We start from the raw sequence: 26,168 nt of genomic DNA on the forward strand, positions 1-26,168 counted from the left end.
ACCGCCCCGAAAAGTCGCCCTGTTTAAATAATGGAGTCAGTATAGACAAGGCTTGCAAGGAAAAACGTTTGCCTTTTCAGCATAAAAAAACCACCCCGCCCGGGGTGGTTCTGAAGTACAAAAATGCGGCCAGCGTTCAGAGTGCCGCAACGCCCTGCAACAGGGCCAGCAGCGAGAAGAGTCCGAGGGCGAGCCAGAACAGCAAGGTGCCCAGAAAACGGGACGCATTGGGGGCTTTGGGGATCTGGATGCCGATGGCATGCAGGATGCGGCCGACCAACAGCATGGCACCACCCGCATGCAGCCAGAGCGCACCGGCACCGGAGAGCTCGCACAGCGCCATCAGCAGCAGGGTCAGCGGCACATACTCGGCAAAATTGCCGTGGGCCCGGATCGCCGCCAGCAGCTCGGGGGCTTCCCCCTGCCCTATCATCACCCCGAACTGGGCGCGGCGTCTGACCACCCAGAAGGAGAGCCCCAGAAACAGCAGCCCCAGCAGACCTGCATAAATCAGCGTGATATGTACCATGACTCGACTCCTTGTTTGACTGACGGCCGGTCACTCATGCCAATTCGCGGCAAATGAGCGAGACCATCATCCTGATATGGGCCTGATCGCTGTTGAGGGCCGGAATATATTCAAACCGCTCGCCACCGGCAGCCATGAAGATCTCCTTATTCTGCACCTGGATCTCCTCCAGCGTTTCGAGGCAATCGGCGGCAAAGGCGGGGCAAATTACATCGAGCCGCTTGATGCCCGCTGCTGGCATACCGGCGATGGTCACGTCTGTGTAGGGCTTGAGCCACTCCTCCTTGCCAAAGCGGGACTGGAAACTGGCCGTCCACTGCCCGGCCGCCAGCCCGAGCGCCTCGGCCAGCTGCGTGGCGGTATGGCGACACTGGTGACCATAGGGGTCCCCTTCGTTCTCGTAGCGCTCGGGAATACCGTGGAACGACATCAGCAAGTGATCACCCTGACCGTGCTGCTCCCAGTGACGGCGCACGCTCATGGCCAGCGCCTGTATGTATTCGGGATGGGCGTGATAATCACGAATGAGCCGTACCACCGGCAGATTGCGCTCTCTCTTCATCGCCTTGCTCCAGGCATCGAAGACCGAGGCGGTGGTACTGACCGAATATTGCGGATAAAGCGGCAACAGGATCACCCGGTTGACCCCTTTGGCCTTGAGCGCCTGCCAGCCATCATTCACTGACGGGGAACCATAGCTCATCGCCAGCTCCACCGGCACATCGACCCCCTCCCGCTTGAGCTCCTGCTCCAGCGCAGCGCGCTGCTGCTTGCTTATCACCATCAGCGGCGAGCCCTGCTCGGTCCACACCTGCTGATAGAGCTTGGCCACTTTGGGCGAGCGCGTCGGCAAGATGATGAAGTGGAGCAGCGGGCACCAGAGGTAGCGGGGCAGATCAACCACACGGGGATCGTGCAGGAACTGGCTGAGGAACGCTTTGACGGCAGCGGTGGTCGGTGCGGCTGGGGTACCCAGATTGACCAGCAATATTCCGGTTTTCGTGGTCACGTTGGCTTCCTGTCTCTCTGTCATGATGCAAAAAGGGCCCCGCAGGGCCCTTCTCTTTATTTATCTGATGGCACGGGAAACAGTGCCGGCAGCAAAGATCAGCCCAGAATGGTGGCAAGCTGCTTGCTGACCAGATCAACCGGCTGGGTGCCGTCGATCTTGACGTAACGGGTGTGGCCCGCTTCCGCCTCTTTACCGTAGAAACCGATCAGCGGCGCGGTCTGCTGATGATATACATCCAGACGCTTGCGTACTGTGGTCTCTTCGTCGTCGGCGCGGATCACCAGATCTTCACCGGTCACGTCATCTTTACCTTCCACTTTCGGCGGGTTGAACACCACGTGATAGGTACGGCCGGAGCCGGAGTGAACGCGACGGCCGCTCATGCGCTTGACGATCTCTTCGTCCGGCACATCGAACTCCAGCACGAAATCAACCACGACACCGGCGTCCTTCATGGCTTGCGCCTGGGGAATGGTGCGCGGGAAACCGTCCAACAGGAAGCCTTTGGCGCAGTCCGGCTGAGCGATGCGCTCTTTGACCAGACCGATGATGATGTCGTCAGAGACCAGCTGACCTGCGTCCATCACAGCTTTGGCTTTCAGACCGAGCTCGGTGCCCGCTTTGATCGCCGCACGCAGCATGTCGCCGGTGGAGATCTGGGGAATACCGTGTTTTTCCATGATGAACTGAGCCTGGGTACCTTTGCCGGCGCCCGGAGCCCCCAACAGAACAATGCGCATACACGCTCCTATTGATTGGTTATTCAAATCTTGCGAAGGCAAAAAAGTACACGGTTTCGCCCGTTTCTACAAGGGTGAGCCACCTGAATGAGTACTTTATAGCCACAATAAGCGTGCCACAGTCTGACAATAGGCACCGGAGGTCATTGGGTCTTGCACAGTGAAACTCAAGCTGGCCAATTATGCAGCCCAAACATTAAAATCAGCGTGGTTATTGCTCGCAGGCAAATCCTTTTAAGCAACATGAAGACACTATGAATAGTGACTTGAAGATGACAAATTTCCCACCAAGGTGACCCTCTTCTTGAAATACCGGGTAACAAGGGGTATAACCACGCGTTTTATCAGGTGTATTAAGTGAGCGGTATGATGCAAGCCCCCTTTTGGCAGACCAAGAGTTTGCTGCAGATGACTGAGTCCGAATGGGAATCCCTCTGCGATGGTTGTGGCAAATGCTGCCTCAATAAGCTGATCGATGAAGATACCGACGAGCTGGTATTCACCAATGTCGCCTGCAACCTGCTCAACACCAAGACCTGTCAGTGCTCTGATTACGCCAATCGTTTCAAAAAAGAGCCTGACTGTCTGCAGATCACCCACGACAAGATTGCCGAGTATGACTGGCTCCCCTCCACTTGCGCTTACCGCCTGCTTGCCGAAGGGCAACCCTTGCCAGAGTGGCACCCCCTGCTGACCGGTAGTCGCTCAGCCATGCATCAAGCCGGACAATCCGTACGTGGCAAGGTCATTCACGAGGATCAGGCGGGTGAATGGGTCGATCACATCATCACCTGGGCCAGCTGACGCGCTCAACCCGCCATTTTCATAGAGACAAGGGCTGCACATGGTGCGGCCCTTGTTGTTTCTACAAGCAGGGGAAGTTGTCTCGTTGGCTTGACCCCACGCTCATCTGGCAGTCTCGCCGTCCCCCCTCCTTACAGCACACCTGTACATTGGTAGGAGATAAAGGCAGAGGCATCATTACATGACCACTGACGCAATGACAGACAAAGCAACCGCCCTATAGGGACATAGAGCGCGAATAAAGCATGATCGCCAAGGTCACCTTAGTGAAACGCTATGCCAGAGCCCTGCTCAAATGTTCCATGACAACCTGTGTAGTTGCGATAGAGCTTGATACTGGAGGTCTGTTTCCCCTGAATCGCACGCATAAAAAAACCGGCGCCTTGGCGCCGGTTTTTGCTCACTGCAGCTCGATTACAGAGATGCGGTGAAGGTACGGGTGATGACGTCTTGCTGTTGCTCTTTGGTCAAAGAGTTGAAGCGAACGGCATAACCGGATACGCGGATGGTCAACTGCGGATATTTCTCCGGGTCTTCCATGGCGTCCAGCAGCATTTCACGGTTCATCACGTTCACGTTCAGGTGCTGGCCACCCTCTACGTTAGCTTCGTGGTGGAAGTAACCGTCCATCAGGCCAGCCAGGTTGGCTTTCTGAGCTTCCATATCTTTACCCAGTGCGTTCGGAACGATAGAGAAGGTATAGGAGATACCATCTTTCGCGTACGCAAACGGCAGCTTGGCAACGGAAGTCAGGGAAGCAACGGCACCTTTCTGGTCACGACCGTGCATCGGGTTGGCACCCGGGCCGAACGGAGCACCTGAACGGCGGCCATCCGGAGTGTTACCGGTCTTCTTGCCATATACCACGTTAGAGGTGATGGTCAGAACAGACTGGGTAGCCACAGCGCCACGGTAGGTGTTCAGCTTTTGGATCTTCTTCATGAAGGTCTCAACCAGCTCACAGGCGATATCATCGACACGAGCGTCGTTGTTACCGAACTGCGGGTATTCACCGTCAATTTCGAAGTCGATGGCAATGCCATCTTCATCACGGATCGGCTTGACCTTGGCGTACTTGATGGCAGACAGGGAGTCAGCTGCTACAGACAGACCGGCGATACCGCAGGCCATGGTGCGATAGACGTCACGGTCCATCAGCGCCATCAGCGATGCTTCGTAGCTGTACTTGTCGTGCATGTAGTGGATGATGTTCAGCGCAGCAACGTACTGCTTGGCCAGCCAATCCATGAAGTGATCCAGATTGCTCATCACTTCGTCGTAGTTCAGGTACTCGGAGGTGATAGGTGCAGTCTTGGGACCAACTTGCAGTTTGAGCTTCTCGTCCACACCGCCGTTGATTGCATACAACATGGTCTTGGCCAGGTTGGCACGGGCACCAAAGAACTGCATGTGTTTACCGACAACCTGCGGGGAAACGCAACAAGCGATGGCGTAGTCATCGTTGTTGAAGTCCGGACGCATCAGATCATCGTTCTCGTACTGAACAGATGAGGTCTCGATAGAAACCTTGGCGCAGTACTTCTTGAAACCGACCGGCAGCTGCTCGGACCACAGGATGGTCAGGTTCGGCTCAGGGGACGGGCCCATGGTGTACAGGGTGTTCAGCATACGGAAGCTGTTCTTGGTGACCAAGGTACGGCCATCAACGCCCATACCGGCCAGGGTCTCGGTCGCCCACATCGGGTCGCCAGAGAACAGTGAATCGTATTCTGGGGTACGCAGGAAGCGAACCATACGCAGCTTCATGACCATGTGGTCCATCAGCTCCTGGGCTTCTTGCTCGGTGATCAGGCCTTTCTTCAGGTCACGCTCGATGTACACGTCCAGGAAGCTGGAGGTACGACCGAAGGACATGGCTGCACCGTTCTGGGACTTGACTGCCGCCAGGTAGGCGAAGTAGGTCCACTGTACAGCTTCTTTGGCGTTGGCAGCCGGTACGGAGATATCGCAACCGTACTTGGCAGCCATCACCTTCATCTGTGCCAGGGCACGGTGCTGCTCGGAGATCTCTTCGCGCAGACGGATGGTAGCTTCCAGGTTGACGCCGTTTTCCAGGTCAGCTTGCAGGGACTTGAACTGGGCCAGTTTGTCGGCCATCAGGAAGTCGATACCGTACAGGGCAACACGACGGTAGTCACCGATGATACGGCCACGGCCGTAGGCATCCGGCAGACCGGTGATGACACCAGACTTACGGCAGTTCAGGATGTCTTTGGTGTAAACGTCAAACACGCCCTGGTTGTGAGTCTTGCGGTACTCGGTGAAGATCTTCTCGACCATCGGGTCCAGTTGACGACCGTACACTTCGCAAGAAGTTTTAACCATCTTGATACCGCCGTTGGCGATGATGGCGCGCTTCAGCGGCTTGTCAGTCTGCAGACCAACGATCTGCTCCAGGCTCTGATCGATATAACCGGCATCGTGTGCGGTAATGGTGGAGGGCAGGTCAGTATCAAAATCCACCGGCGCGTGAGTGCGGTTCTCGATTTTGATCCCTTCCATGACCTTGTCCCACAGCTTGGTGGTCGCTTCGGTCGCGCCAGCCAGGAAGGACTCGTCACCTTCATACGGGGTGTAGTTCTTCTGGATGAAGTCACGGGTGTTGACAGAGGTCTGCCATTCACCGGCCGCGAAGCCTTCCCATGCTTTTTGGAACTGTTCGTTAAGTTCTGCCATTTTTCATTACCTCACACGGTATTGATGTAGTATCCCGCAATCATCCTTAATGATGACGACGGAAGATAAACCAGTAAGTCAGACCAACCATCACGCCACCACCGATGATATTGCCGATGGTCACGGGGATGAGGTTGTGTAGGACGAAGTTGGATACGGTCAGGTCAGCAAAGGTTGCCGGATCCTGGCCGATGGCCTGCCAAAATTCCGGACTAGCCACGCTGTGGATAGCGATACCAACCGGAATCATAAACATGTTTGCGATGCTGTGCTCGAAACCTGATGCAACGAACATGGCAACCGGCAGCAGCATAACCACTACCTTGTCAGTCGCGCTGCGGGCACCAAAGGCCATCCAGGCAGCAAGACATACCATCAAGTTACAGAGAATACCCAGCGCCACCGCTTCAAAGAAGGTGTGGTGAATTTTGTGTTGGGCCACTTTGAGGGCGTTAAGGCCCCACTGACCGTCTGCTGCCGTGTACTCTGCAGAAACGATGATCAGCGCCACCATCAGCAGACCGCCAATCAGGTTGCCAAAGTAGACCAGACCCCAGTTCTTGAGCAGCTGAGCCCAGCTGATGCGATTGGCAGCCTTGGCCACCAGCGTCAGGGTGGTGGAGGTGAACAGCTCGGCACCGAGCAGCACACAGAGGATAAGTCCGAGAGAGAAGCAGAGACCGCCAACCAGTTTGGCCATACCCCAAGGCATGGAACCGGTTCCGGTCGTCACTGTGATGTAGAAGATAAATGCGATGGCGATGAAAGCGCCTGCGGTAATGGCCAGTGGAATGACCTTGTATGCCGGCTTGGTAGCCTTGGCGTAGGTGATGTCTTCAGCCAGTGCAGCGATGGCTTCGGGCTTGAGACAATCGAATGGGGATTCAGCTTTCAATTATTTTCTACCTGAATGTTTTGCCTGTTGAAATCATAACAAAGGGCCAAATAGCCAAAATTGACATTGATCAAGTTTATCAGAGTGCGAATGTAATTTTACTACAAATATTTTTAGTGCGATGGCTACGCCACTTTACACCAGGTATCAGCTGAAACAGAAATATCACATTTTTAATGCAATGATTTTAAAGAATTTATTTCAAAGCATGGAAATATGGTATTGGCAAGATATCTTTGCAGATCAACAGCACATTCCCTGCCCTGCCATCAACCCCCTTAGGGGTATTTTTTGTTTTTTATTTCATCTTTGAATAACAATCCCGTGCCTTGCCGCACGGTAAACAGAAGGGGCCACACGGCCCCTTACTTTACAGCAACGATCACGCCCACTGATGGGCTCGCTTGGCCTTCTGCAGCTTCTCGTAGGCCGCCAGCAGCTTCTGGTGCAGCGGGAACTGGGAGAGCGACTGGTCGGCCGCTTCCAGACCGTGGAAGCGTGCTTCGCCAGTGGCGTTGGCCCATGCCTGTGTCAGCGTCTCTTCACCATACATGCGAGTGAAGACGGCGCGATACTGCTCCGGATCCCGCTCCTCGTCGAGGAACAACTCGACGCAGGCACGCAGGGCGCGGTAGTAGCTGGCTCGCTCGGCAGTGAACACCGACTGGTTGAACTCCATGGTCCAGTCAATGAGATCCAGTGCGGTCTCCAGCTCACCGGCGGCCAGCGCCAGCATGGCTTTCAGCTCGCCAACGCGCAGGGTGTGCAGTGCAGTCCCCTTGGCAGCGGCGATGCCCAGCAGCTCGCGTACACGGGTACGCTCGTCGTGCCCCTCTTCATCCAGTTGATCAAACAACGCCATGTACTGCTCGGCATCCCAATCAAGTGATGGCAGCGCCAGGATCACTTCGCGCAGGTTGGCGCCCATGTTGTTGTTGGCCAGCAGCAGATCTTCGGCCGGATAGATGTCGGACATGCCCGGCACCAGAATACGGCAGGCGTAGACACCCAGATGTTCGTAGTCGGCGATATAGACCGGCTGCTCCAGCTCATGGAAGATGCCGATCAGGTGATCAAACTCCTCCTGCGAGGTACCACGGAAGTCCCAGTCGGCAAACTCGAAGTCCGCATCCTGCTTGAACAGATCCCAGCTGATAAGGCCCGAGGAGTCGATGAAGTGGGTCTCGAGGTTGTGGTGATCCGCCACCTGCTCGTTGTCGAATGACGGCGGCACGAACACGTCGAGATCCTTGAGACCACGGCCTTGCAACAGCTCGGTGACGGTACGCTCGAAGGCCACTTCGAAGCGCGGGTGGGCGCCGAAGGAGGCAAAACAGGTGCCGTTGCTCGGGTTGAGCAGCACCACACAGATGACCGGATAACGGCCACCCAGGGAGGCATCGAAGCTGTAAATGGGGAAGCCTTCCGCTTCGAGGGCGGCGATGGAGGCAGCAATTCCCGGATAACGGGCAATGACCTCGTCCGGGATCAACGGCAGGCTGATGGCCTCGGCGATGATCTTGTTTTTCACGTGGCGCTCGAACACCTCGGAGAGCGCCTGGGTGCGCGCTTCGGTCTTGGTGTTGCCGGCGCTCATGCCGTTGGAGACATAGAGGTTGCCGATGATGTTCATCGGGATATAGACGGTTTCGTGATCGGACTGGCGCTCGAACGGCAGAGCGACGATACCGCGCTCCTCGTTGTTTGACTGCAGATCCACCAGCATGTCGGCGGTCACTTCACCGTCCGGGTTGTAGAACTTGCGGGTGAAGCTGTCTAGCAGACCGGCCGGGAACTGGTCACCCTCGATGGGGAACCACTTCTCGTTCGGGTAGTGAACGAAATCGCCGTTGGCGACCTGCTCGCCCAGATAGAAGTCGGCGAAGAAGTAGTTGGTGGAGAGACGCTCGAAATATTCGCCAAGGGCGGAGGCGAGTGCCGCCTTCTTGCTGGCACCCTTGCCGTTGGTGAAGCAGAGGGCGCACTCTTTGTCGCGAATATGCACCGACCAGACGTTCGGCACAGGGTTGAGCCAGGAGGCCTCTTCGATATCAAACCCTAAGGCTTGCAGCTTGGTCTGGAAGCGTTCGATGGAGTCTTCCAGCGCCGCGTCCTTGCCGGGAATAAAAGTGTGGTCAGTCATCACGATATCCTGATTTTTATTGGCTCATGTTCGGCCGCAGATAATAGCAGGGGTCGGCGGCTTTGGCAGGACAAAAATCAGCAAACAGGGATGAGTCGCACGTTGAGAAACCGGCTTATCCCCGCTCCCCCGCCACAAACAGCGCGGGCCCGGGGATTGCCCGGGCCCGCTGGTTACGCGACGCGATACATCGTCAGAGCTGCTTGCCCTGGCTCGCAATCACCTGGCTGTACCAGTGGAAGCTCGCCTTCTTGATCCGGCGAAGGGAGCCCCCCTGCTCGTCACGCTCCACATAGACGAAGCCGTAGCGCTTCTGATAGCCATTGAGCCAGCTCAGGATGTCGGTGAACGACCAGGCGCAGTAGCCGAGCAATTCCACCCCATCCTGCATCGCTTCCTGGCACGCCTTGACGTGACTGCGCAGATAATCGATGCGGTACGCATCGTTCACCTTATCACCCGCCTCCAGCTTGTCGAACTCGCCAAGGCCGTTCTCGGTGATCATCAGCGGCAGACCATAGCGAGAAGAGAGGCGACGCAGGGCAATGCGCATCCCGGTCGGGTCGATGGCCCAGTCCCAGTTGCTGGTCTCAAGGTGCGGATTGGGCGCCGTCTTGTAAAGACCAGGAATGCCGCTGGACGGCGTGGTGCCCTTTTTGCCCGTGGTGTTGATCCGCTGCAGGGTCTGACCGCCCAAGGGGTTATCGGTGTAGGTCAGGGTGTAGTAGTAGTTGACGCCGATGTAGTCGGGCGTCCCCTCGCGCAGCAACTCCATATCGCCCGGCAGGATCTCCGGCGCCTCGCCGTTTTCTCGCAAGTAAGCCAGCGCCGCCTGCGGATAGCGGCCAAAGCAGTAGGCATCCAGCCACCAGAGGTTGTTGAACTCCTCGGCGTTCTCATAGGCCAGCATATCTTTCGGATCGCACGACGCCGGATAGGCAGGGGAGTAGGCAAAGCTCGGGCCGATGAGGCCATTTGGCACATGCTGGCGAAACGCCTTGATCACACGGGCATTGGCCAGAAACGCGATGTGGTTGGCGGCAAAGAAGCGTTTGCGATCCTGCACTGCGGGCGGATGGGTGCCGAGCTGATAGGCGTTAGTCAGGTTGTAGTTCTGCTCGTTGAGGGAGACCCAGTACTTCACCTTGCCGGCAAAGCGTTGATAGAGGGTCACGCAGTAGCGCTCGAAATCGGCGATAATGCGTCGGTCTTCCCAGCCGCCGTACTCATCCTGCAGCGCTTGCGGCAGATCCCAGTGATAAAGGGTCAGCACCGGTTCGATCTTGTGGGCCAAGAGGGTGTCGATCAGCTTCTCGTAGAAGGCCAGCCCCGCCTCGTTCACCTCCCCCCGACCGGTGGGATAGATGCGCGGCCAGCTCACCGAGAAGCGGTAAGCCTTGAGCCCCATCTCGGCCATCAGCGCCACGTCCTCCTCCATGCGGTGGTAGTGATCTACCGCCACATCGCCGTTGCTACCCTCAAAGGTCTTGCCCGGCAACTTGGTGAAGAGATCCCACACCGAGGGCCCCTTGCCATCGGCATTCCAGCCCCCCTCCACCTGATAGGCGGCGGAGGCTGCGCCCCACAGAAAATCGCTCGGGAAGTCGTTGAACTTATGGTGATGCATCTGGTGTTGCTCCTTCTGCGGCGGTGGTCCTGGCCACCTAGATTGCGCCGGCTGGCGGCACCCAATTGAATTGGCAATAGCATCGAACAGTTCTAAAATTCCGTCCAATGACAAATATGACCACTCAACATTCCCGAAAGGAATGAAAGGAGCCGCTGTGGAGCTACGGGATCTGAAAGCCTTTGTCACTCTGGGAGAGGTACTGCACTTCGGCCAGGCGGCGGTGCGCCAGCATGTCACCCAGTCGGCACTGAGCAAACAGATAAGGCGGCTGGAGGAGGAGCTGGGCGGCGAGCTGTTCGAGCGCAACGCCAGCACCACCCGCCTCACTGTGCTGGGGCGGGCCCTTTATGAGGATGCCCGCACTCTGGTTATCCAGAGCGAGCAGCTCTCGCGCACCGCCCGCGATGTGCTGGCGGGCAATGTCGGCACCCTGCGCATCGGCTTTGGCGTGGCCACCAAGATCCTGGTGCCCGCCGCCATCGCCCGCTTTCGCGCCGAGCGGCCGCAGGTGACCATAGAGCTCAACGATCTCTCTACCCACCACCAGCTACTGGCGCTGAGTGAAGGCAAGCTGGATCTCGGTTTTTGCCGCCTGCCCGCCCCCAAGGGGTGGCACGCCCTGCCAGTGGTCGAAGCCCACTTTGTCGCCGTGCTGCCCGCCAGCTACCGCGATGTGAGGGAGTTGGCGGATCTGGTGGACAAACCGCTGGCGATCCTGCGTAGGGACAAGGCGCCGTCGTTTTACGATCACCTGATGAACTATCTGGCCCAGAGTGGGCTGCGTTTTCGCGATATCCAGTACGTCAACGACTTCGCCGCCGGTGTTGCCACCGCGGCAGCCGAGATCGCCTGGACCCTGGTCCCCTCCTCCACCACCATAGAGCACCCGGATGTGATCACCCTGCCTCTTACGGAGAGCGAGGCATGCTGGACGATTGGCCTCATCCGTCCCCCAAATAGTCACTCGCCACTGGCTGACGCCTTCTGGCAGACGGTTACCGATCACATAACGGTGGAAAAGCTCTTTTCTGATTAAAAAGTTAATAATTTCTTAAGAATCCCTGTGTCTATTTAGGGGCATTATTCTCAGCCCGAGTGCGCCCCCATGAAAAAAGTCAGAGACATACTGCGCCGCTTCGACGGTCAGCGTCGCCACTGGACCTCCGGCATCGAGCGCTCGCTCCTCGCCTGGCTGGCCCGAGGCTCCCTGCTGCCACCCGGTGAAGCGCCCCCTCGCCGCATTCTTGTGGTACGCAGCAACAACCGGATTGGCAACAACCTCTTTTTGCTCCCCTTCCTGCAGCAAGTACAAAAGTCCCACCCCCGCGCCGAGATCGAGCTGGTCTGCAGCCTGGGGCCTCTGCTCCCTCTCTTTACCGCCCTCAACCTACAGCGCATTCATCTGATCAAACTGCAGGGAAAAGGGCTATTCAACGCCTTGCCTGCCCTCTGGCAACTGCGCCAGCAGCGTTACGACCTGGTATATGTGCCATTTGCCTCCAGCACCGATCACCTGCTGGCTGCCTGGGTGCCTGGGTGCGCGGCAGTGAAAAATGGGGCTTTGACGATGCCAAGGGGGATGTGATCTTCGCCCATCCCGAGCCAGTTGAAGCACAATGCCACTACGCCCACCGCCCCCTGCGCCTGCTGGGGCTGGATGTAGCCCCCGATCAGCAAATAACGCTGGGACTGCCGATGGCGACCAGCTACCCACCATTGGCAGAGCTGGCCAGCGCGCACCCGGGGCAACCGCTTATCGGCTTTTTTACCGGCGCCCGCAAAGGCAAGGGACTCTCTCCCATCCAGTGGCAACGGCTACTGGAACAACTTCGCCAACAGGCGCCCGATGCCGTGATGATCCAGTTCAACGACCCCGCTGCGCCGCTGCCACTGGTTGGCGATGTGACCTTTTCGATCGCCGGCCTGTGTGAATTTGCTGCGGTCACCGCCGCGCTCACCCTCTTTGTCAGCTGCGATACCGGCCCGTTGCATCTGGCCGCTGCCAGCGGCGTTCCCTGTCTAGGCCTCTTTACCCAGACCGATCCGCGCCACTACGGCTGCCTCGGAGCGCAGCACTACAATCTGGTGGTGCCGGATCGTAACCAGATCCCCCTCGACTATCATTGGCTCGGCCAAGTGCTGGCGCGTAGGCATCCAGCCCCGCAGCCCGAGACGCTCTTCATCCCACAACCAGAGCCTCAACCGCTCAACCTGCAGCAAGCGTGCTGATCGCGGCGCTTGTCGTTGATGTAACCAAGAGGGAAGGCTTGCGCCTTCCCTCGTTCGTTATGCCCGTACTCTCTTGTTGTTTGCTGATGCTCTTCAGGCCAGCTCGGTGCGCAGCGCCCTGGTGGCATCGACCATCACCTTGAGGGCGGCTTCTGTCTCTCCCCAGCCGCGGGTCTTGAGGCCACAATCCGGGTTGACCCAAAGCCGCTCGGCCGGGATCTGTTTGGCCGCCTTGCGCAGCAACCCCTCAATCCAGCTCTGGCTCGGCACGTTCGGCGAGTGGATGTCGTAGACGCCCGGGCCAATCTCGTTGGGGTAGTTGAAGCGTTCGAACGCTTCGAGCAGCTGCATCTGGCTGCGGCTGGTCTCGATGGTGATCACGTCAGCATCCAGCGCCGCCACCGCCTCGATGATGAGGTTGAAGTCGCTGTAACACATGTGAGTGTGGATCTGGGTGCTGTCCGCCACCGGGCTTGCGCTCAGACGGAAGGCCCGCACTGCCCAGTCGAGATAGGCCTGATGATCCTGCTTGCGCAGGGGCAAGCCTTCGCGGATCGCCGGTTCGTCGATCTGGATGATCTTGATGCCGGCGGATTCCAGATCTGCCACCTCGTCACGAATGGCTAGCCCGATTTGCAGGGCAGATTGCTCGCGGCTCACGTCTTCCCGCGGGAAGGACCAGCAGAGGATGGTCACAGGGCCAGTCAGCATCCCCTTGACCGGCTTGTCGGTCAGGCTCTGGGCAAATCGGGTCCATTCGAGCGTCATGGGGGTCGGGCGGTCGATGTCACGGGTGATCACCGGCGGCTTGACGCAGCGGGAGCCATAGCTCTGTACCCAACCGAAGCGGGTGATGGCAAAGCCATCCAGCAGTTCACCGAAATACTCCACCATGTCATTGCGCTCGGCCTCACCATGAACCAGCACGTCCAACCCGATGGCCTCCTGACGCGCGATGGCATCGCGGATCTCCGCCTGAATACCCGCCTCGTAGGCGCTGTCATCGATGCGACCGGCGCGCCAATCCTGCCGCAATACCCGGATCTGCGAGGTCTGCGGGAAGGAGCCGATGGTGGTGGTGGGCAGCAGCGGCAGCTTGAGATCCGAGCGCTGCAGCTCGGCCCTGACCGGATAGGGGCTGTGGCGATCAAAATCGCTGTTGGTGAGGCTGGCGAGCCGTGACTGCACCGCTTTTTTGTGCACCCGGCTGTCGGACTCCCGATCCACGATGGGCTGGCTGTAGGCGGTGATTTTGTCGAGCTCGCCCCCATCCAGATACTCCCTGAGCAGCCCCAACTCGAAACATTTTTGCAAGGCGAAGGCGAACCAGCTGCGGGTCTGGGGATCCAGCTCCTGCTCCAGGGTCAAATCCACCGGGCTGTGCAGCAATGAGCAGGATGAGGCCACCCAGAGCCGCTCGCCGAGTTTGGCTTTCAGTGCCTTCAGAGTCGGCGCCAGCTTGGCCAGATTGGCACGCCAGACGTTGCGGCCGTTGATCACCCCGGCTGAGATGACCCACTGGGCCGGCAGATGCGGCACCAGGGTCTCCAGCTGCTCGGGGGCGGCCACCAGATCCAGATGCAGGCCATCAACTTTCAGGCTGGTGATAATGTCGCGCTGATGAGCCACCGAACCGAAATAGGTGGTGAGCAGCAGCTTGCAGGGGCCCGCGAGGCGCTCGTAAGCGTTGAGGTAGGCCAGCCGCCACTCGTCTGGCAAGTCCAGCGTCAGCGCCGGTTCGTCGATCTGCACCCACTCCACCCCTTGGGCGGCCAGTTTGGCCAGGATCTCCTGATAGACGATGAGCAGGCGATCGAGCAGTTCAAGGCGCGAGAAGCCGCTCTCTTTTTCCTTGCCGAGCCACAGATAAGAGACTGGTCCCAGCAGCACCGCCTTGACCGGCAGCCCCAGAGCTTTGGCCTCTTCCACCTCGTCAAACAGCTGGCTCCAGCCCAGCTTGAAGCGCTGATCACGGCTGAACTCCGGCACCAGATAGTGATAGTTGGTGTTGAACCATTTGGTCATCTCGGCGGCGGCCGCCGCCGGGCCGGTCGGCGCACGGCCGCGGGCCACCCGGAACAGGGTGTCGAGATCGGTCTCGCCATGACGGTGGCGGGCAGGCACCGCATCCACCAGCAGGCTGGTACCGAGCACCTGATCGTACCAGGCAAAGTCGCCCACCGGCAGCAGATTGACCCCGGCGCCGTGCTGGGCCTGCCAATGGCGCTCACGCAGCGTCTTGCCCACGGCAACGAGTTCGGCCTGAGTGGTCTCGCCACGCCAGTAGGATTCGAGGGCAAATTTCAGCTCGCGCTTGGCGCCGATACGGGGGAAGCCCAGGATGTGTGCTCGTGTCATAGGTTCATTTCCTTATGCTCATTCATCTGATGGGAAACTGGATGATTTGGCCATCCAGATGTTTACACATCCAAAATGACAAGATAAGGTGACGCTGGCTATTGAATCCTCTTCAACTGGCTCTCAAATAATCCTCAACTGACCGCCGAACAGGTTCACCGCGAGGATACAGAGGCCCGTTTTTGCATGTGTTAAGAAGCGCAGCAGCAAGACGGCAGGAGGCTGAGGCTAAAGGTCAGGCCGCGCCGACAGCATTATCAGTGCCATACGCAATCTCACAAGGAGCCATCTTATGGCAGTGCCAAGCAATACAGGGATAGAGATCAAACACTTGAAAACATTGACCGCGCTGGCCGAACAGGGCTCGCTGGCCGGTGCGGCGCTGACCCTCAACCTTACCCAGTCCGCCCTCTCCCACCAGCTCAAAGAGCTGGAGACCCGCCTCAATCTGGAGCTTTACCTGCGCAAAAGCCGTCCGCTGGTGCTGACCGCAGCCGGCAGCCAGCTGCTCGCCCTCGCCCGTCAGGTACTGCCCGCTCTGGCCCAGACCGAGAAGCAGTTGCAGGCCTTGCAGAGCGGCGATGCGGGCAGGCTGCATCTGGCGCTTGATTGCCACAGCTGCATCCAGTGGCTGCTACCGCTGTTGCCGGAATTTCGCCGCCAGTGGCCAGGGGTGGATCTGGAGGTGGAGTCGGTGCCGGGCTTTGATGCCATCAATGCCCTGCTCGGCGGCCAGCTCGACCTGCTGCTCACCTCCGATGTGCAGGCCCGGGGCGATCTCCACTTCGAGCCGCTGTTCGCCTTCGATCTCACTCTGGTGATGGCGCCGGATCACCCCCTCTGCCAGCAGAGCCGCATCGAGCCGGGCGATCTGGGGGCGGAGGTGCTGCTGGTCTATCCGGTGGAGCGCAGTCGCATGGATATCTTCAGCCGCTTTTTGCAGCCCGCTGGGGTGGAGCCCGCCCGCTGCAAGCCGGTGGACAATACCTCGGTGATGCTGCAGATGGCTGCCGCCGGCCTCGGGGTTGCTGCCCTGCCACGCTGGGCCAGCGACGAGTTTGTCAGACAGGGAATGCTCTGCGCCCGCCCCCTCGGCAGCGGTATCCGTCGCCATATGTACGGCGCGGTGCGTGCATCCGATCGGGATCAAGCCTGCCTGCAGAGCCTGTTCGCCCGTATTCGCGACAAGATGGGGGATGACGGGGGAGTGGGGAAAATCACAGATCCCGCAGGCAATGCTGGCCTGACAAGGGGCAGATCAGTATCCTGACACTTTCATTTTTCTTAACGGTGGCCACCATGTCTCACGTCGATCTCAATCTCTTTCGCGTCCTCGATGCCGTGATCCGCTATGGTGGCGTCACCACAGCCGCCGAGATGATGGAGATGACCCCCTCGGCCATCAGTCAGGCCATCAGCCGCCTGACCACCCTGGTAGGCGAGCCGCTGTTTGTCCGTCAGGGGCGCGGCATCACCCCCACGGCGCGGGCGCTGAGTCTGCACCACGAGATCATGGTGCCGCTGCACGACATGGAGCGCAGCCTGCAGCGAACCGATCTCTTTGATCCCCATACCAGTCGGCGCACCTTCCGTATTGCGGGGGTGCCCGATATCGACATCTTCTTCCTGCCGGAGCTCAATAATCTGCTGTTGACCCAGGCCCCCAACTGCCAGCTGGAGTGGAATACCCAGGTGCAGGACGAAGCGCTGCGCCAGAACAGCCTCTATCTGCACAGCGTGGATCTGGTGCTGGCGACCAAGCCGATGGCGGAGCAAGGGATCGAAAATGAGAAGATCATGTCGCAAGCCCTGCGCATCGCCTGCCGCAAAGATCACCCCAGGATCCGCCAGGCCCCCGACATGGCCACCTTCTTCAACGAAAAACATGTAGTGTTGCAGGCCCGGCGGCTCGACAACCTGCTACTCAATACCCTGACCAAGGCGCCGTTGCCCCCGCGCCAAATTGCCTACGAGAGCGACTCCCTGCTCACCGCCCTTCATCTGGTGAGCCGTACCGACTGGCTCTGCGTCGCCAGCCAGTGGCACATGGAGAAGCTGGGACAAGCGCTGGATCTGGCCAGCTATCCCCTCCCCTGGCTCTCGGAGGATTGCCCCGTCTACATGAGTTGGCACAAGAGCTCCAGTCAGGATACCGGGCTTAATTGGCTCAAAGATCAGGTGCGGGCCGTCAGTTCGTTTTAAGTATGCTTAACAGTCAAGCATGCCCATCTCCTCATCCGGGTTATCGCTTTTCTCGACAAACCGCCTTATGGATAATCCCCCTTCAGGATAATAGGGGGCCTTTTCTCAACCATTAAGGCGCAGCTCATGACGACATCGTCGTGCCGAAATAGCTGCGCAGCGCCTCCACCACCCGCCGCACCTTCTCCGGGATCTCCCGCTGCGGTGTGATGGCGTGGATCTCCATCGGAGCCACCCGAAAACCGGGCAACAGTTCGAGCAGACGCCCCTGCGCCAGATCCTCGCCAATTTCTCCCTCCGGTTGCAGCGAGATCCCCTGCCCCGCCAGCGCAAACTGGCGCAGGGGCAACACGTTATTGCAGAGCACCTTGGCCTTGAACCTCACCCTGTGTTCACCCCCCTTTTCATCGAGCAGCAGCAAACCGTTGCCCAGCATGTCGCCGCAGAGCCAGTCGTGGGTGGCCAGATCGGCGGGCGTGCGCGGCGCTCCCTTGCGCGCCAGATAGGCGGGGGCGGCGCAGAGCAGCATCCGGGTCTGCCCCAGTTTGCGGGCCACCAGGGTCGAATCGGGCAAGGTGCCGACCCGCAATGCCACGTCGATCCGCTCGGCAATCAGATCCCGTTTCTCGTCGTCGGCGATGATCTGGATAGTGAGGCCGGGGTGGGCCTGCAGCAGCGGTGAGAGGGCCAGAGCCAGCGGCTGGCCCGCCATCCCCACCGGGGCAGTGATCCGCACTTCACCGAGCAGGGCGTCGCGCACCTCCGAGAGGCGCAGCTCGGTTTCGCTCAGGGTCTGCTGCAACGCCCGGCACCCTTGCCATACCACCTCTCCCGCCTCGGTCAGACTGAGGCGACGGGTGGAGCGATGGAGCAGGGGCAGCCCGAGCAGGCTTTCGAGCTGGCTGATATGCTGACTGACGGCAGAGGGGGTCATGCCAAGGGATTTGGCCGCCCCTGTCATGCTGCCCGCCTCCACCACGGCGGCGAAGATGGCGTAACGTCTGAGCAGTTCCATTATTAAATCCAGCTTATAAGTGAATGCATTTTTGAGGTGATTATTAAATCATAAATGGCGGCGTAGGATAGCCCCATTCCAACAGTGAAAGAGAGTTCCCCATGAAGATTGCCCTGATCGGTGCCAGCGGTTTTGTCGGTTCAGCCATCCTGAACGAGGCCATCAGCCGCGGCCATCACGTCACCGCCATCGTCCGCGATGTAAGCAAGGTGGCCGCCCATCCGCAGGTCACCGCCGTGGCGGTGGATGCCCAAAACCCGCAGGCATTGGCCGAGGTGCTCAAGGGGCACGATCGGGTGATCAGCGCCTACAACCCGGGCTGGACCACACCGGATATCTACGACCAGTACCTCAAGGGTGCCAACGCGATTGTCGCAGCAGCCAAAGCGGCCAACAGCTGGCTACTGGTAGTAGGTGGCGCCGGCAGTCTGGAGGTTGCCCCTGGCGTACAACTGGTGGATACCCCGGAGTTTCCGGCCGAGTGGAAACAGGGGGCGCTGGCGGCCCGCGACGGTCTCACCGCCCTGCGTCGTGAAACCGCCCTCGACTGGCGCTTTGTCTCTCCTCCGGTGTTCCTGGAGCCGGGCGAGAAGCGCGGCGGCTATCGGATTGGTGGCGATCAGGTGCTCTTTAGTGGCGAACAGCCTGCCGGGATCACCGCCGGTGATCTGGCCGACGGCGTGCTGAACGAGGCGGAAAAACCGGCTCACCTGCGCCAGCGCTTTACCCTGGGTTACTGAGAGCCTGCAACCGGTTAAGGCCAGAATGCGCGGTCACTTGCCTGAGCACCCGGTCAGGTGAACACCCGCTCAAACAGAAGGGAGGCATCCACCTCCCTTCTGTTTTGGCCATTTTCTGTTTTGATCTTTTTTACCGCTTGCAGCTTGCCTCTGGTTATCACTCTCCTTCCCATCATTTCCCATTCCGCCCTTAATGGCTGCGCAAAAAGCAGCCACCCCATTACACACCGAATTCCATTTCGAATTTTGTGTATAACTAAGAATAATTTGTTGTTTCCGTCTTATAACACCGAACAGTAGCATCCCCTTCATTCCAGATGGCGCCACACCGCTGCGCATACCGCCACACTGTCGCGCCATCCCGTTTGCCGCTCATCAGACCTGCCCGCACCAGAGGCAGCAGAAGAGATGGCGCCAGAGAAAACGAAAGAGTGAGGAGGTGCACATGGAACATTCACCACTGCCGATCATCGATCTGGCTGCCCTCAACGGGGCTCCCGAGGTACGTCGCCCTATGCTGGCCCGGCTGGCCGCGGCCACCCGCGACGTCGGCTTTTTCTATCTGACAGGGCATGGCCTGAGTGACGCCGAGCAACGAGAGACTCTGGCGCTGGCAGAGCGCTTCTTTGCCCTGCCGGAGCAGGAGAAGCTGGCGGTGCAGATGGTCAACAGCCCCCACTTTCGCGGCTACAACCGGGTCGGTGCCGAGCTGACCCGAGCGCGGCCGGATCTGCGGGAGCAGTTCGATATCATGAACGAGGCGCAAGCCCTGCCTGCGGACCTGATCCGTGAACCATGGCAGCGGCTGACCGGCCCCAACCAGTGGCCGACCGCCCTGCCAGAGATGAAAGCCCATCTGCTGGCGTGGCAGGATCGGCTGAGCGACATCACCCTCACCCTGCTGGCCGCTTTTGCCGAGGTGCTGGAGCAACCGGCCAACGTGTTTGACGACAGCATCCGCGGCGCCCCCTACCAGCACATGAAGCTGATTCATTACCCGGGGCAAGAGGCGGGCGGCAGCAGTCAGGGAGTCGGCGCCCACAAGGATCCCGGCTACCTGACGCTGGTGATGCAGGACAATCACTCGGGGCTTGAGGTCGAGACGGCCGACGGCTGGATCTCCGCGCCCCCCCTGCCGGGAGCGCTGGTGGTCAATATCGGCGAGCTGCTGGAGCTGGCCTCCAACGGCTATCTCAAGGCGACCCTGCATCGGGTGGTAAGCCCGCCGCCCGGCGTATCGCGCCTCTCCTGTGCCTTCTTTATGGCGGCGCGGCTCGATGCCACCGTGCCGCTGCTCAGCCTCTCCCCAGAGCTGGCAGCGCAGGCGCAAGGGCCGGAGAGTGACCCGACCAACCCGCTCTTCTATCAGGTGGGGGAGAACGTGCTGAAAGGGCGGCTGCGCTCCCACCCGGATGTGGCGGCGCGCCACTATGGGCCGGTGGAACCCGCTCGCCTCCCGCGCACAGAGAGCGAAGCGATACCGGCCTAAGCAGCGCAGAGATCCGCAGCCGGGTATATGCATAAGCCACAAGCCGCATGCACATACCCGCGCTGACAAAAACAACAAGCAACGAACAACAAAACAAGTCATGGCCAGAGCCTGGCCATCACGGAGCAACACGATGAAATTCAAGACCATGAGCGTACACAGCGGCCAGCGGATCGATCCCCAGACCGGCGCCCTCACCACCCCGCTCTACCAGAGCAGCACCTTTAGCTACTTCAACGCCCAGGCGGGCAAGGAGCGTTTTGCAGGTCAAGCCCCCGGCTTTATCTACAGTCGCTTTGGCAACCCCACCACTGCCGAGCTGGAGCAGAAACTGGCGGCGCTTGAAGGTGCCGATGAAGCGCTGGTGGTGGCGAGCGGCATGGCGGCAGTGAGCGCCATCATGTACGCGCTGGCCGACAGCGGCGATGAGGTAGCCTATATCGGCCCGCTCTACGGCGGCACCGATGCCTTCTTGAAGCAGACCTTCAGCCGTGCCGGCATCAAGGTCACCGCCTACGAGAGCGACCGGGATCTGCTGGCCAACATCCGCCCCGCTACCAAGTTGGTACTGTTCGAAACCCTGACCAACCCCACCCTCAAGGTGGTGGATCCGCGGCTGGTGGTGGAAGCGGCCCGCAAGGTGGGCGCCATCACCGTGTGTGACAACACCTTCCTCACCCCGTACCTGCTGCGCCCGCTGGATCTCGGGGTCGATGTGGTGATGCACAGCGGCACCAAGTATCTGGGTGGCCACGGCGACATCATCGCCGGGGTGGTGGCAGGCTCTCACGCCCTGATGAAATCGATCCGTACCGTGGCCCTCAAGCATATCGGTTCTCCCATTGGCCCGCAGGAGGCCTACCTGCTGCAGCGCGGGGTCAAGACCCTGCCGCTGCGGATGGATGCCCACCTGCACAATGCCCAGAAAGTGGCCGAGTTTCTGGCGTCCCATCCGGCTGTGAAGAAGGTGATCTACCCGGGGCTTGCCAATCATCCGGGCCACGATGCCCTCGGCGCCTTCGCCAGCGGCTTTGGCGGCATGGTGAGTATTGAACTTGAAGGCGGGTTTGAACGCTGCGCCACCCTGCTCGACAACCTGCAACTGTTCGTGCAGGCGGTGAGTCTGGGGGATCTCGAGAGTCTCGCTTGCCATCCGGCCAGTACCACCCACGCCGCCATGGACGAGGCAAGCCGCCTCGCCGCCGGGGTCAATGACGACCTCATCCGCTTCAGCATCGGGGTGGAAGATGCAGACGATCTGATCGCCGATCTGGCCGCCGCGCTGGCGCAGATCTAACCGGGAGCACGCATCTCACTTGCCCGCCAAATGGCGGCGAGTGAGATGCCCCAAACACAACAACGGCCCATCAAGGGCCGTTGTTGTTTGTCGCGCTATGGAAAAATGGGATTTACTCCTCCCACACCACCACCTGGGATGAGGGCCAGCGATCCCCGACCTGGGCGTACTTTTGCTCCAGCAGGTGACGCTTGATCTTCATGGTGGGGGTCAGCACGCCGTTCTCGATATTCCAGGGTGCCTTCACTACCAGAATGCCGCGAATTTTGGCATGAGATTCCAGCTGATCGTTGACCCGAACCCGCGCCGCTTCCAGTCTGGCGTTGACCTCCTCCCGATTGCCCTTCATGGCACTCTCGGCCAGCTGCACCAGCGCAATGGGCTGGGGCATGCCGTAACCAATCACGCAGAGCTGTTCGATGATGGGTTCCTGCCCCAGCTGCCCCTCGATGGGCACCGGCGCCACATACTTGCCCTTGGCGGTCTTGAACACATCCTTCATCCGGCCGGTGATGGTGAGATAACCCTCCTTGTCCAGCTTGCCCATATCGCCGGTGTGGAGCCACCCCTCGGTATCGATGGCCTCGGCGCTGTGCTCGGGATCCTTGTAGTAACCCAGCATCATCCCTTCGCAGCGGCAGAGGATCTCCCCCTCGTCGGAGATCTTGATGGTCACCCCAATCCCCGCCTTGCCGACGGTGCCGATCTTGTCGGCGCGGAACGGGTAGTTGATGGTGGAGTAGGCGTGGTTCTCGGTCATGCCCCAGGCTTCAGTCACCTTGAGGCCGATGCTCAGATACCACTCAAGCAGCGCAGGGGAGACAGGCGCGGAGCCGCAGCCAAGAACACGGGCCTGATCCAGCCCCAGCCCCTTTTGCAGCTTGCGTTTGATAAGGCCGGAGATAAGCGGGATCTTGAGCAGCAACGCCAGTTTGTTCTGGGGCAGCTTCTCGTGGATCTTGATGCGGAACATGGCCCACAGCCGTGGCACCGAGATAAAGACAGTAGGACGGCAGCGTTTGACGTCTTCGATAAAGGTGTCGAGGGATTCGGGGAAGGCGATTTCGGCGCAACCATAGAGGCTACCACCGTAGACATAGACCCGCTCGGTAATGTGGGCCAGCGGCAGGTAGGAGAAGCCGCGATCATTGGCGCACAACCCCACCGTCTCCACCAGCTTCTCGCACGACCAGGCGTAGCGCTCGACGCTCAGCATGGCCCCTTTCGGCTTGCCGGTACTGCCGGAGGTGTAGACCAGACTCAGCAGGGCGTCAGGGGCCTGCACCGGGCTGTCAGGGATCGGCTCGTGCGCCTCCAGCAGATCATCCCACTGGTGGCTGGCCGGCATGGTGTCATAGGGGAAGGCGATACGCAGCAGATCGGCGGGTACGCCAGCCTCCTGACTCTTCCAGTCATCCAGCTTGCCGACGAAGATCGCCTTGGCCTCGCTGTGGCGCAGCACATATTCGATGGTGTCGACGTTGGCAGTCGGGTAGATGGGCACGCTCACATACTGCCCCATCTGCATCGCCAGATCGGCGATAAACCACTGGGCACAGTTCTTGGAGAGCAGCGCCACCTTGTCACCCGCCACCAGACCGAGGTGACGCAAGGCCGTCACCATCCGCCGCGCTTCATCGGCCACTTCACCCCAGGTGAAATCGACATATTCGCGGTTGATGGTTTGACGCAGGTAGGTTCGATCAGGACACTGCCGCTCCCAGTGATAGAGCATCTCGAGCGGCAGTTTATTGGCAATACGTGAGGAGGAGGCCATAGTTTAATCCCTGAAACAAAAGGCGAAACTTATTATTAACCTTTCACTAACTTCAGGGGAAGGATAAACTCAAACTTCAGTTTGAATTGTGTATCCGATCAAGCTTCTGCGTCTTGTTGCAAACGACTCCACATCGCCTGCACCAGTTTTTCATCCTCTTCAGATAACTCACCTTGCAAGATCGCCTCGTTGAGGCTGCGCAGCACATAGCTCTTGACGTCCCGCACCAGGGTCTTGCCTTCCAGCTCGGCCCGGGCAACGGCCAATGAGATATGACCTCGCAGGTAACCCCCCGCAAACAGCTCATCGTCGGTCGCGGTAGCAACCATGCTGTCGATCAGTCCCAACAACTTGTGCTCAAAATCGTGAATCGTCATGTAACGCAGCCTCATTTGCGGCAAAAAATTCGGGGGTATGGAACCGCAATCCGGTTGATTGCAGCTCTCTGGCGCCAGGCCAGCAGCGTCCTTGGCGTCCTATTCCGGGTTGGCCACCGGGTAGATGACCTGATCCTTGTATCCCGTGGTTATTCGCAGATAACCACGCAACGCCCGGTTTAATTGCGGATCATCGGTGTCCACCAGCAGCGGCCTGCCCGCAAGGGCTGCAAGCTTGGCTTTGGTTGCCAGCACCTGGATATTCTCCAGCCCGACACACCGAATCACCTCAGGACTCAATTGCTGATTTCCGCGCCCGAACAGATGTCCCTGTCCGCCTATCAGGGTAATGACCAGTCGGCAGCGACGGCCGCGGATCCGGGTCAGGATCTCGGCGGCGCTGAGATCCTGCCCGATAAGTCGGCCATTTTCCACCAGATCCACACCGAGCAAAGTATTTTCCAGACCGAGCTCAGCCATACAGGCTGCCACCGTGCTGCCGGAGCCCATCAGATAGAGGGTATCTGGCTCCATCTGCTCCACCACACCGGCGGCGAGATCCGCCAGCACCAGCTCTTCGGACTCCTTGCCCCCCTGTTTGACCGCCTGTACGTAACGCAGATCACCGGGCACCTTCAGCTGGCCGTAGTGGCGGGCCCGCACCTTGCCCGCGCGAAACGCCTCCTCGTCGATGTCGCGCACCTCGGCATCGATCAGGCTGAGCAATTCCCCTGCGATCATCCGCGCTACCACCCGCCCGCTGGCGGCGGGTGTCACCCCGTAGACGCCGGAGTGGATCTTGCACCCCGCCGGAATGCCTAGCACATGGCAGGACTCCCCCACCGCGGCGCAGATGTCCCGCGCCGTACCATCGCCACCGGCAAACAGCAGCAGATCGATCCCGGCTTCGCGCATCAGCCCGGCAGCGTGGCGGGTGTCATCGGCCGAGGAACTCTCCCCGACCGGTTGATAGATGATCCGACAGGGTAGTCCCAGAGATCGGGCCACCGCCTCCCCCATCTCTCCCGCCACCGTCAGCAGTTCGAACGGGACGCTCAGCTCGCACAGTGGCAACAAGGCTTGCCGCGCCCGCTCCTGCGCCTTGGGCACAGCACCACGGGCCAGCGCCTCGGCCACCACACCGTCACTGCCCTTGAGCCCCACTGCGCCGCCAATCCCGGCGACCGGATTAATGATGAACCCTAATCGAAACATGCCTGCCTCCCTTGCGATGGCCACCATTTTTATCTTTTCCCCTCTCTGGGACAAGCAGTGGCACCCCTGCTAGAATTCGCATCTTCAATTTTCCAACCAATGTTCAATCAAGGTTCAATCATGCTGGAATGGGTTCTTGATCCCTCCGCCTGGGTCGCGCTCGCTACCCTTACCCTGCTCGAAATCGTGCTGGGCATCGACAACATCATCTTTATCTCCATCCTGGTAGGTCGCCTGCCGGAGGCGCAGCGTCAAAAAGCGCGCATTCTGGGTCTGGGGCTCGCCATGGGTACCCGGATCCTGCTGCTGCTCTCGCTGGCCTGGGTGATGCGCCTCACCGATCCGCTCTTCACCGTGCTGGGTGAAGCCATCTCCGGCCGCGACCTGATCCTGCTGCTGGGGGGCTTGTTCCTCATCGGCAAGAGTGCCCACGAGATCCACGTCACCCTGGAAGGGGCGGCCGAGCCAGAAAGCGTCAGCAAAGCGGCCTCTGGCTTTATCAGCACCCTGATCCAGATCGCCATCCTCGATATCGTGTTCAGCCTCGACTCGGTGATCACTGCGGTCGGCATGGCCGATCACGTGCCGGTGATGGTGCTGGCCATCATGATTGCCGTCTTCATCATGATGTTTGCCGCCAAGGCGATCGGCGATTTCGTCGATAACCACCCCACCATCAAGATGCTGGCCCTCTCCTTCCTCACACTGGTGGGCTTCGCCCTGATGGCCGAGGGGATGGATCTGCACATTCCGAAGGGTTACATCTACTTCGCCATGGCCTTCTCGCTGGTGGTGGAGATGATCAACATCCGCCTGCGCAGCCATCACGACAATAACGGGCAAAATAGCGCGCAGTAACCCTGCCCCACATGCCCCGCGACCCCAGCTGTCGCGATCAAAAAGAGCGCCGGTCGAGCGCTCTTTTTTTAGGCTATGTCCCAATTACGTGTTGAAAGGCTAAGCTTGAAGTAGGCCATCACCTTGAGGTCTACCATCATGGATACCCCAGCCTTTCAACA

The 26,168-nt window shown here is 59.5% G+C and carries 22 protein-coding genes and 1 pseudogene; 10 read left to right on the forward strand and 13 right to left on the reverse strand.

Annotated features, from left to right (window positions below; translation table 11 throughout):
• Nucleotides 1–136 precede the first annotated feature (136 nt).
• The 3 genes from ACW5W8_RS12540 to adk form a co-directional block, all read right to left on the reverse strand.
• Entirely contained in the window at nt 137–529 is a 393-nt protein-coding gene (locus ACW5W8_RS12540) for an MAPEG family protein (protein WP_498628163.1), read from the reverse strand.
• A gap of 34 nt (nt 530–563) precedes the next feature.
• A complete protein-coding gene (gene hemH, locus ACW5W8_RS12545; protein ID WP_498628164.1) occupies nt 564–1,538 on the reverse strand; it encodes a ferrochelatase in 975 nt (324 codons plus the stop codon).
• A gap of 98 nt (nt 1,539–1,636) precedes the next feature.
• Nucleotides 1,637–2,281, reverse strand: coding sequence for an adenylate kinase (adk, locus tag ACW5W8_RS12550; RefSeq protein ID WP_005337083.1), 645 nt, complete (start codon nt 2,279–2,281; stop codon nt 1,637–1,639).
• A gap of 369 nt (nt 2,282–2,650) precedes the next feature.
• On the opposite strand from adk, the gene ACW5W8_RS12555 reads away from it, so the two are divergent.
• A complete protein-coding gene (locus ACW5W8_RS12555; RefSeq protein ID WP_498628181.1) occupies nt 2,651–3,085 on the forward strand; it encodes a YcgN family cysteine cluster protein in 435 nt (144 codons plus the stop codon).
• Between the two features lie 414 nt (nt 3,086–3,499).
• Here the strand turns inward: ACW5W8_RS12555 and pflB are convergent, their stop codons facing one another.
• The 4 genes from pflB to ACW5W8_RS12575 form a co-directional block, all read right to left on the reverse strand.
• The gene (gene pflB / locus ACW5W8_RS12560) at nt 3,500–5,782 is read right to left on the reverse strand and encodes a formate C-acetyltransferase (RefSeq protein ID WP_498628165.1); all 2,283 of its coding nucleotides are present in this window, start codon (nt 5,780–5,782) and stop codon (nt 3,500–3,502) included.
• A 46-nt stretch (nt 5,783–5,828) separates the two neighbouring features.
• On the reverse strand, nt 5,829–6,677 hold the full coding sequence (gene focA / locus ACW5W8_RS12565) for a formate transporter FocA (protein ID WP_005333620.1): 849 nt from the start codon (nt 6,675–6,677) through the stop codon (nt 5,829–5,831).
• 382 nt (nt 6,678–7,059) lie between these two features.
• Nucleotides 7,060–8,820, reverse strand: coding sequence for a 30S ribosomal protein S12 methylthiotransferase accessory factor YcaO (gene ycaO, locus ACW5W8_RS12570; protein ID WP_498628166.1), 1,761 nt, complete (start codon nt 8,818–8,820; stop codon nt 7,060–7,062).
• 193 nt (nt 8,821–9,013) lie between these two features.
• A complete protein-coding gene (locus ACW5W8_RS12575) occupies nt 9,014–10,447 on the reverse strand; it encodes a glycoside hydrolase family 1 protein (protein WP_498628167.1) in 1,434 nt (477 codons plus the stop codon).
• A 157-nt stretch (nt 10,448–10,604) separates the two neighbouring features.
• Between ACW5W8_RS12575 and ACW5W8_RS12580 the strand changes: the two genes are divergently transcribed.
• The 3 genes from ACW5W8_RS12580 to ACW5W8_RS12590 all read left to right on the forward strand — a co-directional run bounded on the left by ACW5W8_RS12580 (nt 10,605) and on the right by ACW5W8_RS12590 (nt 12,679).
• Nucleotides 10,605–11,486 carry a LysR family transcriptional regulator gene (locus tag ACW5W8_RS12580; RefSeq protein ID WP_498628168.1) on the forward strand — a complete coding sequence of 294 codons (882 nt, stop codon included), beginning with the start codon at nt 10,605–10,607 and terminating at the stop codon, nt 11,484–11,486.
• Between the two features lie 69 nt (nt 11,487–11,555).
• A complete protein-coding gene (locus ACW5W8_RS12585; protein WP_498628169.1) occupies nt 11,556–12,035 on the forward strand; it encodes a glycosyltransferase family 9 protein in 480 nt (159 codons plus the stop codon).
• A complete protein-coding gene (locus ACW5W8_RS12590; protein ID WP_498628170.1) occupies nt 11,987–12,679 on the forward strand; it encodes a glycosyltransferase family 9 protein in 693 nt (230 codons plus the stop codon). The genes ACW5W8_RS12585 and ACW5W8_RS12590 overlap by 49 nt, the downstream gene beginning before the upstream one ends.
• A gap of 93 nt (nt 12,680–12,772) precedes the next feature.
• Here ACW5W8_RS12590 and metE read toward each other — a convergent pair whose 3' ends face one another.
• Nucleotides 12,773–15,037 (reverse strand): 5-methyltetrahydropteroyltriglutamate--homocysteine S-methyltransferase, encoded by a 2,265-nt coding sequence (gene metE / locus ACW5W8_RS12595; protein ID WP_498628171.1) that lies wholly within the window; start codon nt 15,035–15,037, stop codon nt 12,773–12,775.
• A gap of 292 nt (nt 15,038–15,329) precedes the next feature.
• Between metE and ACW5W8_RS12600 the strand changes: the two are divergent.
• Both ACW5W8_RS12600 and ACW5W8_RS12605 read left to right on the forward strand, forming a co-directional pair.
• Nucleotides 15,330–16,235: pseudogene (locus ACW5W8_RS12600) on the forward strand (LysR substrate-binding domain-containing protein); the annotation flags it as partial.
• 101 nt (nt 16,236–16,336) lie between these two features.
• On the forward strand, nt 16,337–17,239 hold the full coding sequence (locus ACW5W8_RS12605) for a LysR family transcriptional regulator (RefSeq protein ID WP_498628172.1): 903 nt from the start codon (nt 16,337–16,339) through the stop codon (nt 17,237–17,239).
• 124 nt (nt 17,240–17,363) lie between these two features.
• On the opposite strand, the gene ACW5W8_RS12610 is transcribed toward ACW5W8_RS12605, so the two are convergent.
• Entirely contained in the window at nt 17,364–18,254 is an 891-nt protein-coding gene (locus ACW5W8_RS12610; protein WP_498628173.1) for a LysR family transcriptional regulator, read from the reverse strand.
• Between the two features lie 101 nt (nt 18,255–18,355).
• Between ACW5W8_RS12610 and ACW5W8_RS12615 the strand changes: the two genes are divergently transcribed.
• A complete protein-coding gene (locus ACW5W8_RS12615) occupies nt 18,356–18,994 on the forward strand; it encodes an NAD(P)-dependent oxidoreductase (RefSeq protein ID WP_041210337.1) in 639 nt (212 codons plus the stop codon).
• A 69-nt stretch (nt 18,995–19,063) separates the two neighbouring features.
• Here ACW5W8_RS12615 and ACW5W8_RS12620 read toward each other — a convergent pair whose 3' ends face one another.
• Nucleotides 19,064–19,297 carry a hypothetical protein gene (locus tag ACW5W8_RS12620; RefSeq protein WP_498628174.1) on the reverse strand — a complete coding sequence of 78 codons (234 nt, stop codon included), beginning with the start codon at nt 19,295–19,297 and terminating at the stop codon, nt 19,064–19,066.
• 142 nt (nt 19,298–19,439) lie between these two features.
• On the opposite strand from ACW5W8_RS12620, the gene ACW5W8_RS12625 reads away from it, so the two are divergent.
• Together ACW5W8_RS12625 and ACW5W8_RS12630 are read left to right on the forward strand one after the other, a co-directional pair.
• Nucleotides 19,440–20,483, forward strand: coding sequence for an isopenicillin N synthase family dioxygenase (locus ACW5W8_RS12625; RefSeq protein WP_498628175.1), 1,044 nt, complete (start codon nt 19,440–19,442; stop codon nt 20,481–20,483).
• A 133-nt stretch (nt 20,484–20,616) separates the two neighbouring features.
• Nucleotides 20,617–21,780 (forward strand): trans-sulfuration enzyme family protein, encoded by a 1,164-nt coding sequence (locus ACW5W8_RS12630; protein ID WP_498628176.1) that lies wholly within the window; start codon nt 20,617–20,619, stop codon nt 21,778–21,780.
• 112 nt (nt 21,781–21,892) lie between these two features.
• Here the strand turns inward: ACW5W8_RS12630 and ACW5W8_RS12635 are convergent, their stop codons facing one another.
• The 3 genes from ACW5W8_RS12635 to ACW5W8_RS12645 all read right to left on the reverse strand — a co-directional run bounded on the left by ACW5W8_RS12635 (nt 21,893) and on the right by ACW5W8_RS12645 (nt 25,149).
• Nucleotides 21,893–23,557, reverse strand: a complete 1,665-nt coding sequence (locus ACW5W8_RS12635) for an AMP-binding protein (RefSeq protein WP_498628177.1) — start codon at nt 23,555–23,557, stop codon at nt 21,893–21,895.
• Nucleotides 23,558–23,655: 98 nt separating this feature from the next.
• A complete protein-coding gene (locus tag ACW5W8_RS12640) occupies nt 23,656–23,934 on the reverse strand; it encodes a YfcL family protein (RefSeq protein WP_005333639.1) in 279 nt (92 codons plus the stop codon).
• A 99-nt stretch (nt 23,935–24,033) separates the two neighbouring features.
• A complete protein-coding gene (locus ACW5W8_RS12645) occupies nt 24,034–25,149 on the reverse strand; it encodes an ATP-NAD kinase family protein (protein WP_498628178.1) in 1,116 nt (371 codons plus the stop codon).
• A 120-nt stretch (nt 25,150–25,269) separates the two neighbouring features.
• On the opposite strand from ACW5W8_RS12645, the gene ACW5W8_RS12650 reads away from it, so the two are divergent.
• Nucleotides 25,270–26,007 carry a TerC family protein gene (locus tag ACW5W8_RS12650; RefSeq protein WP_498628179.1) on the forward strand — a complete coding sequence of 246 codons (738 nt, stop codon included), beginning with the start codon at nt 25,270–25,272 and terminating at the stop codon, nt 26,005–26,007.
• The last annotated feature ends 161 nt before the right edge of the window (nt 26,008–26,168 follow it).

This window comes from Aeromonas aquatilis (assembly GCF_054052405.1).

Coding starts and splice junctions, on each gene's coding strand:
- ACW5W8_RS12540 (WP_498628163.1), bottom strand. CDS start 529: ATGGTACATATCACGCTGATTTATGCAGGTCTGCTGGGGCTGCTGTTT.
- adk (WP_005337083.1), bottom strand. CDS start 2,281: ATGCGCATTGTTCTGTTGGGGGCTCCGGGCGCCGGCAAAGGTACCCAG.
- ACW5W8_RS12555 (WP_498628181.1), top strand. CDS start 2,651: ATGCAAGCCCCCTTTTGGCAGACCAAGAGTTTGCTGCAGATGACTGAG.
- pflB (WP_498628165.1), bottom strand. CDS start 5,782: ATGGCAGAACTTAACGAACAGTTCCAAAAAGCATGGGAAGGCTTCGCG.
- ycaO (WP_498628166.1), bottom strand. CDS start 8,820: ATGACTGACCACACTTTTATTCCCGGCAAGGACGCGGCGCTGGAAGAC.
- ACW5W8_RS12575 (WP_498628167.1), bottom strand. CDS start 10,447: ATGCATCACCATAAGTTCAACGACTTCCCGAGCGATTTTCTGTGGGGC.
- ACW5W8_RS12585 (WP_498628169.1), top strand. CDS start 11,556: ATGAAAAAAGTCAGAGACATACTGCGCCGCTTCGACGGTCAGCGTCGC.
- metE (WP_498628171.1), bottom strand. CDS start 15,037: ATGACACGAGCACACATCCTGGGCTTCCCCCGTATCGGCGCCAAGCGC.
- ACW5W8_RS12605 (WP_498628172.1), top strand. CDS start 16,337: ATGTCTCACGTCGATCTCAATCTCTTTCGCGTCCTCGATGCCGTGATC.
- ACW5W8_RS12610 (WP_498628173.1), bottom strand. CDS start 18,254: ATGGAACTGCTCAGACGTTACGCCATCTTCGCCGCCGTGGTGGAGGCG.
- ACW5W8_RS12615 (WP_041210337.1), top strand. CDS start 18,356: ATGAAGATTGCCCTGATCGGTGCCAGCGGTTTTGTCGGTTCAGCCATC.
- ACW5W8_RS12620 (WP_498628174.1), bottom strand. CDS start 19,297: ATGCTACTGTTCGGTGTTATAAGACGGAAACAACAAATTATTCTTAGT.
- ACW5W8_RS12625 (WP_498628175.1), top strand. CDS start 19,440: ATGGAACATTCACCACTGCCGATCATCGATCTGGCTGCCCTCAACGGG.
- ACW5W8_RS12630 (WP_498628176.1), top strand. CDS start 20,617: ATGAAATTCAAGACCATGAGCGTACACAGCGGCCAGCGGATCGATCCC.
- ACW5W8_RS12635 (WP_498628177.1), bottom strand. CDS start 23,557: ATGGCCTCCTCCTCACGTATTGCCAATAAACTGCCGCTCGAGATGCTC.
- ACW5W8_RS12640 (WP_005333639.1), bottom strand. CDS start 23,934: ATGACGATTCACGATTTTGAGCACAAGTTGTTGGGACTGATCGACAGC.
- ACW5W8_RS12645 (WP_498628178.1), bottom strand. CDS start 25,149: ATGTTTCGATTAGGGTTCATCATTAATCCGGTCGCCGGGATTGGCGGC.
- ACW5W8_RS12650 (WP_498628179.1), top strand. CDS start 25,270: ATGCTGGAATGGGTTCTTGATCCCTCCGCCTGGGTCGCGCTCGCTACC.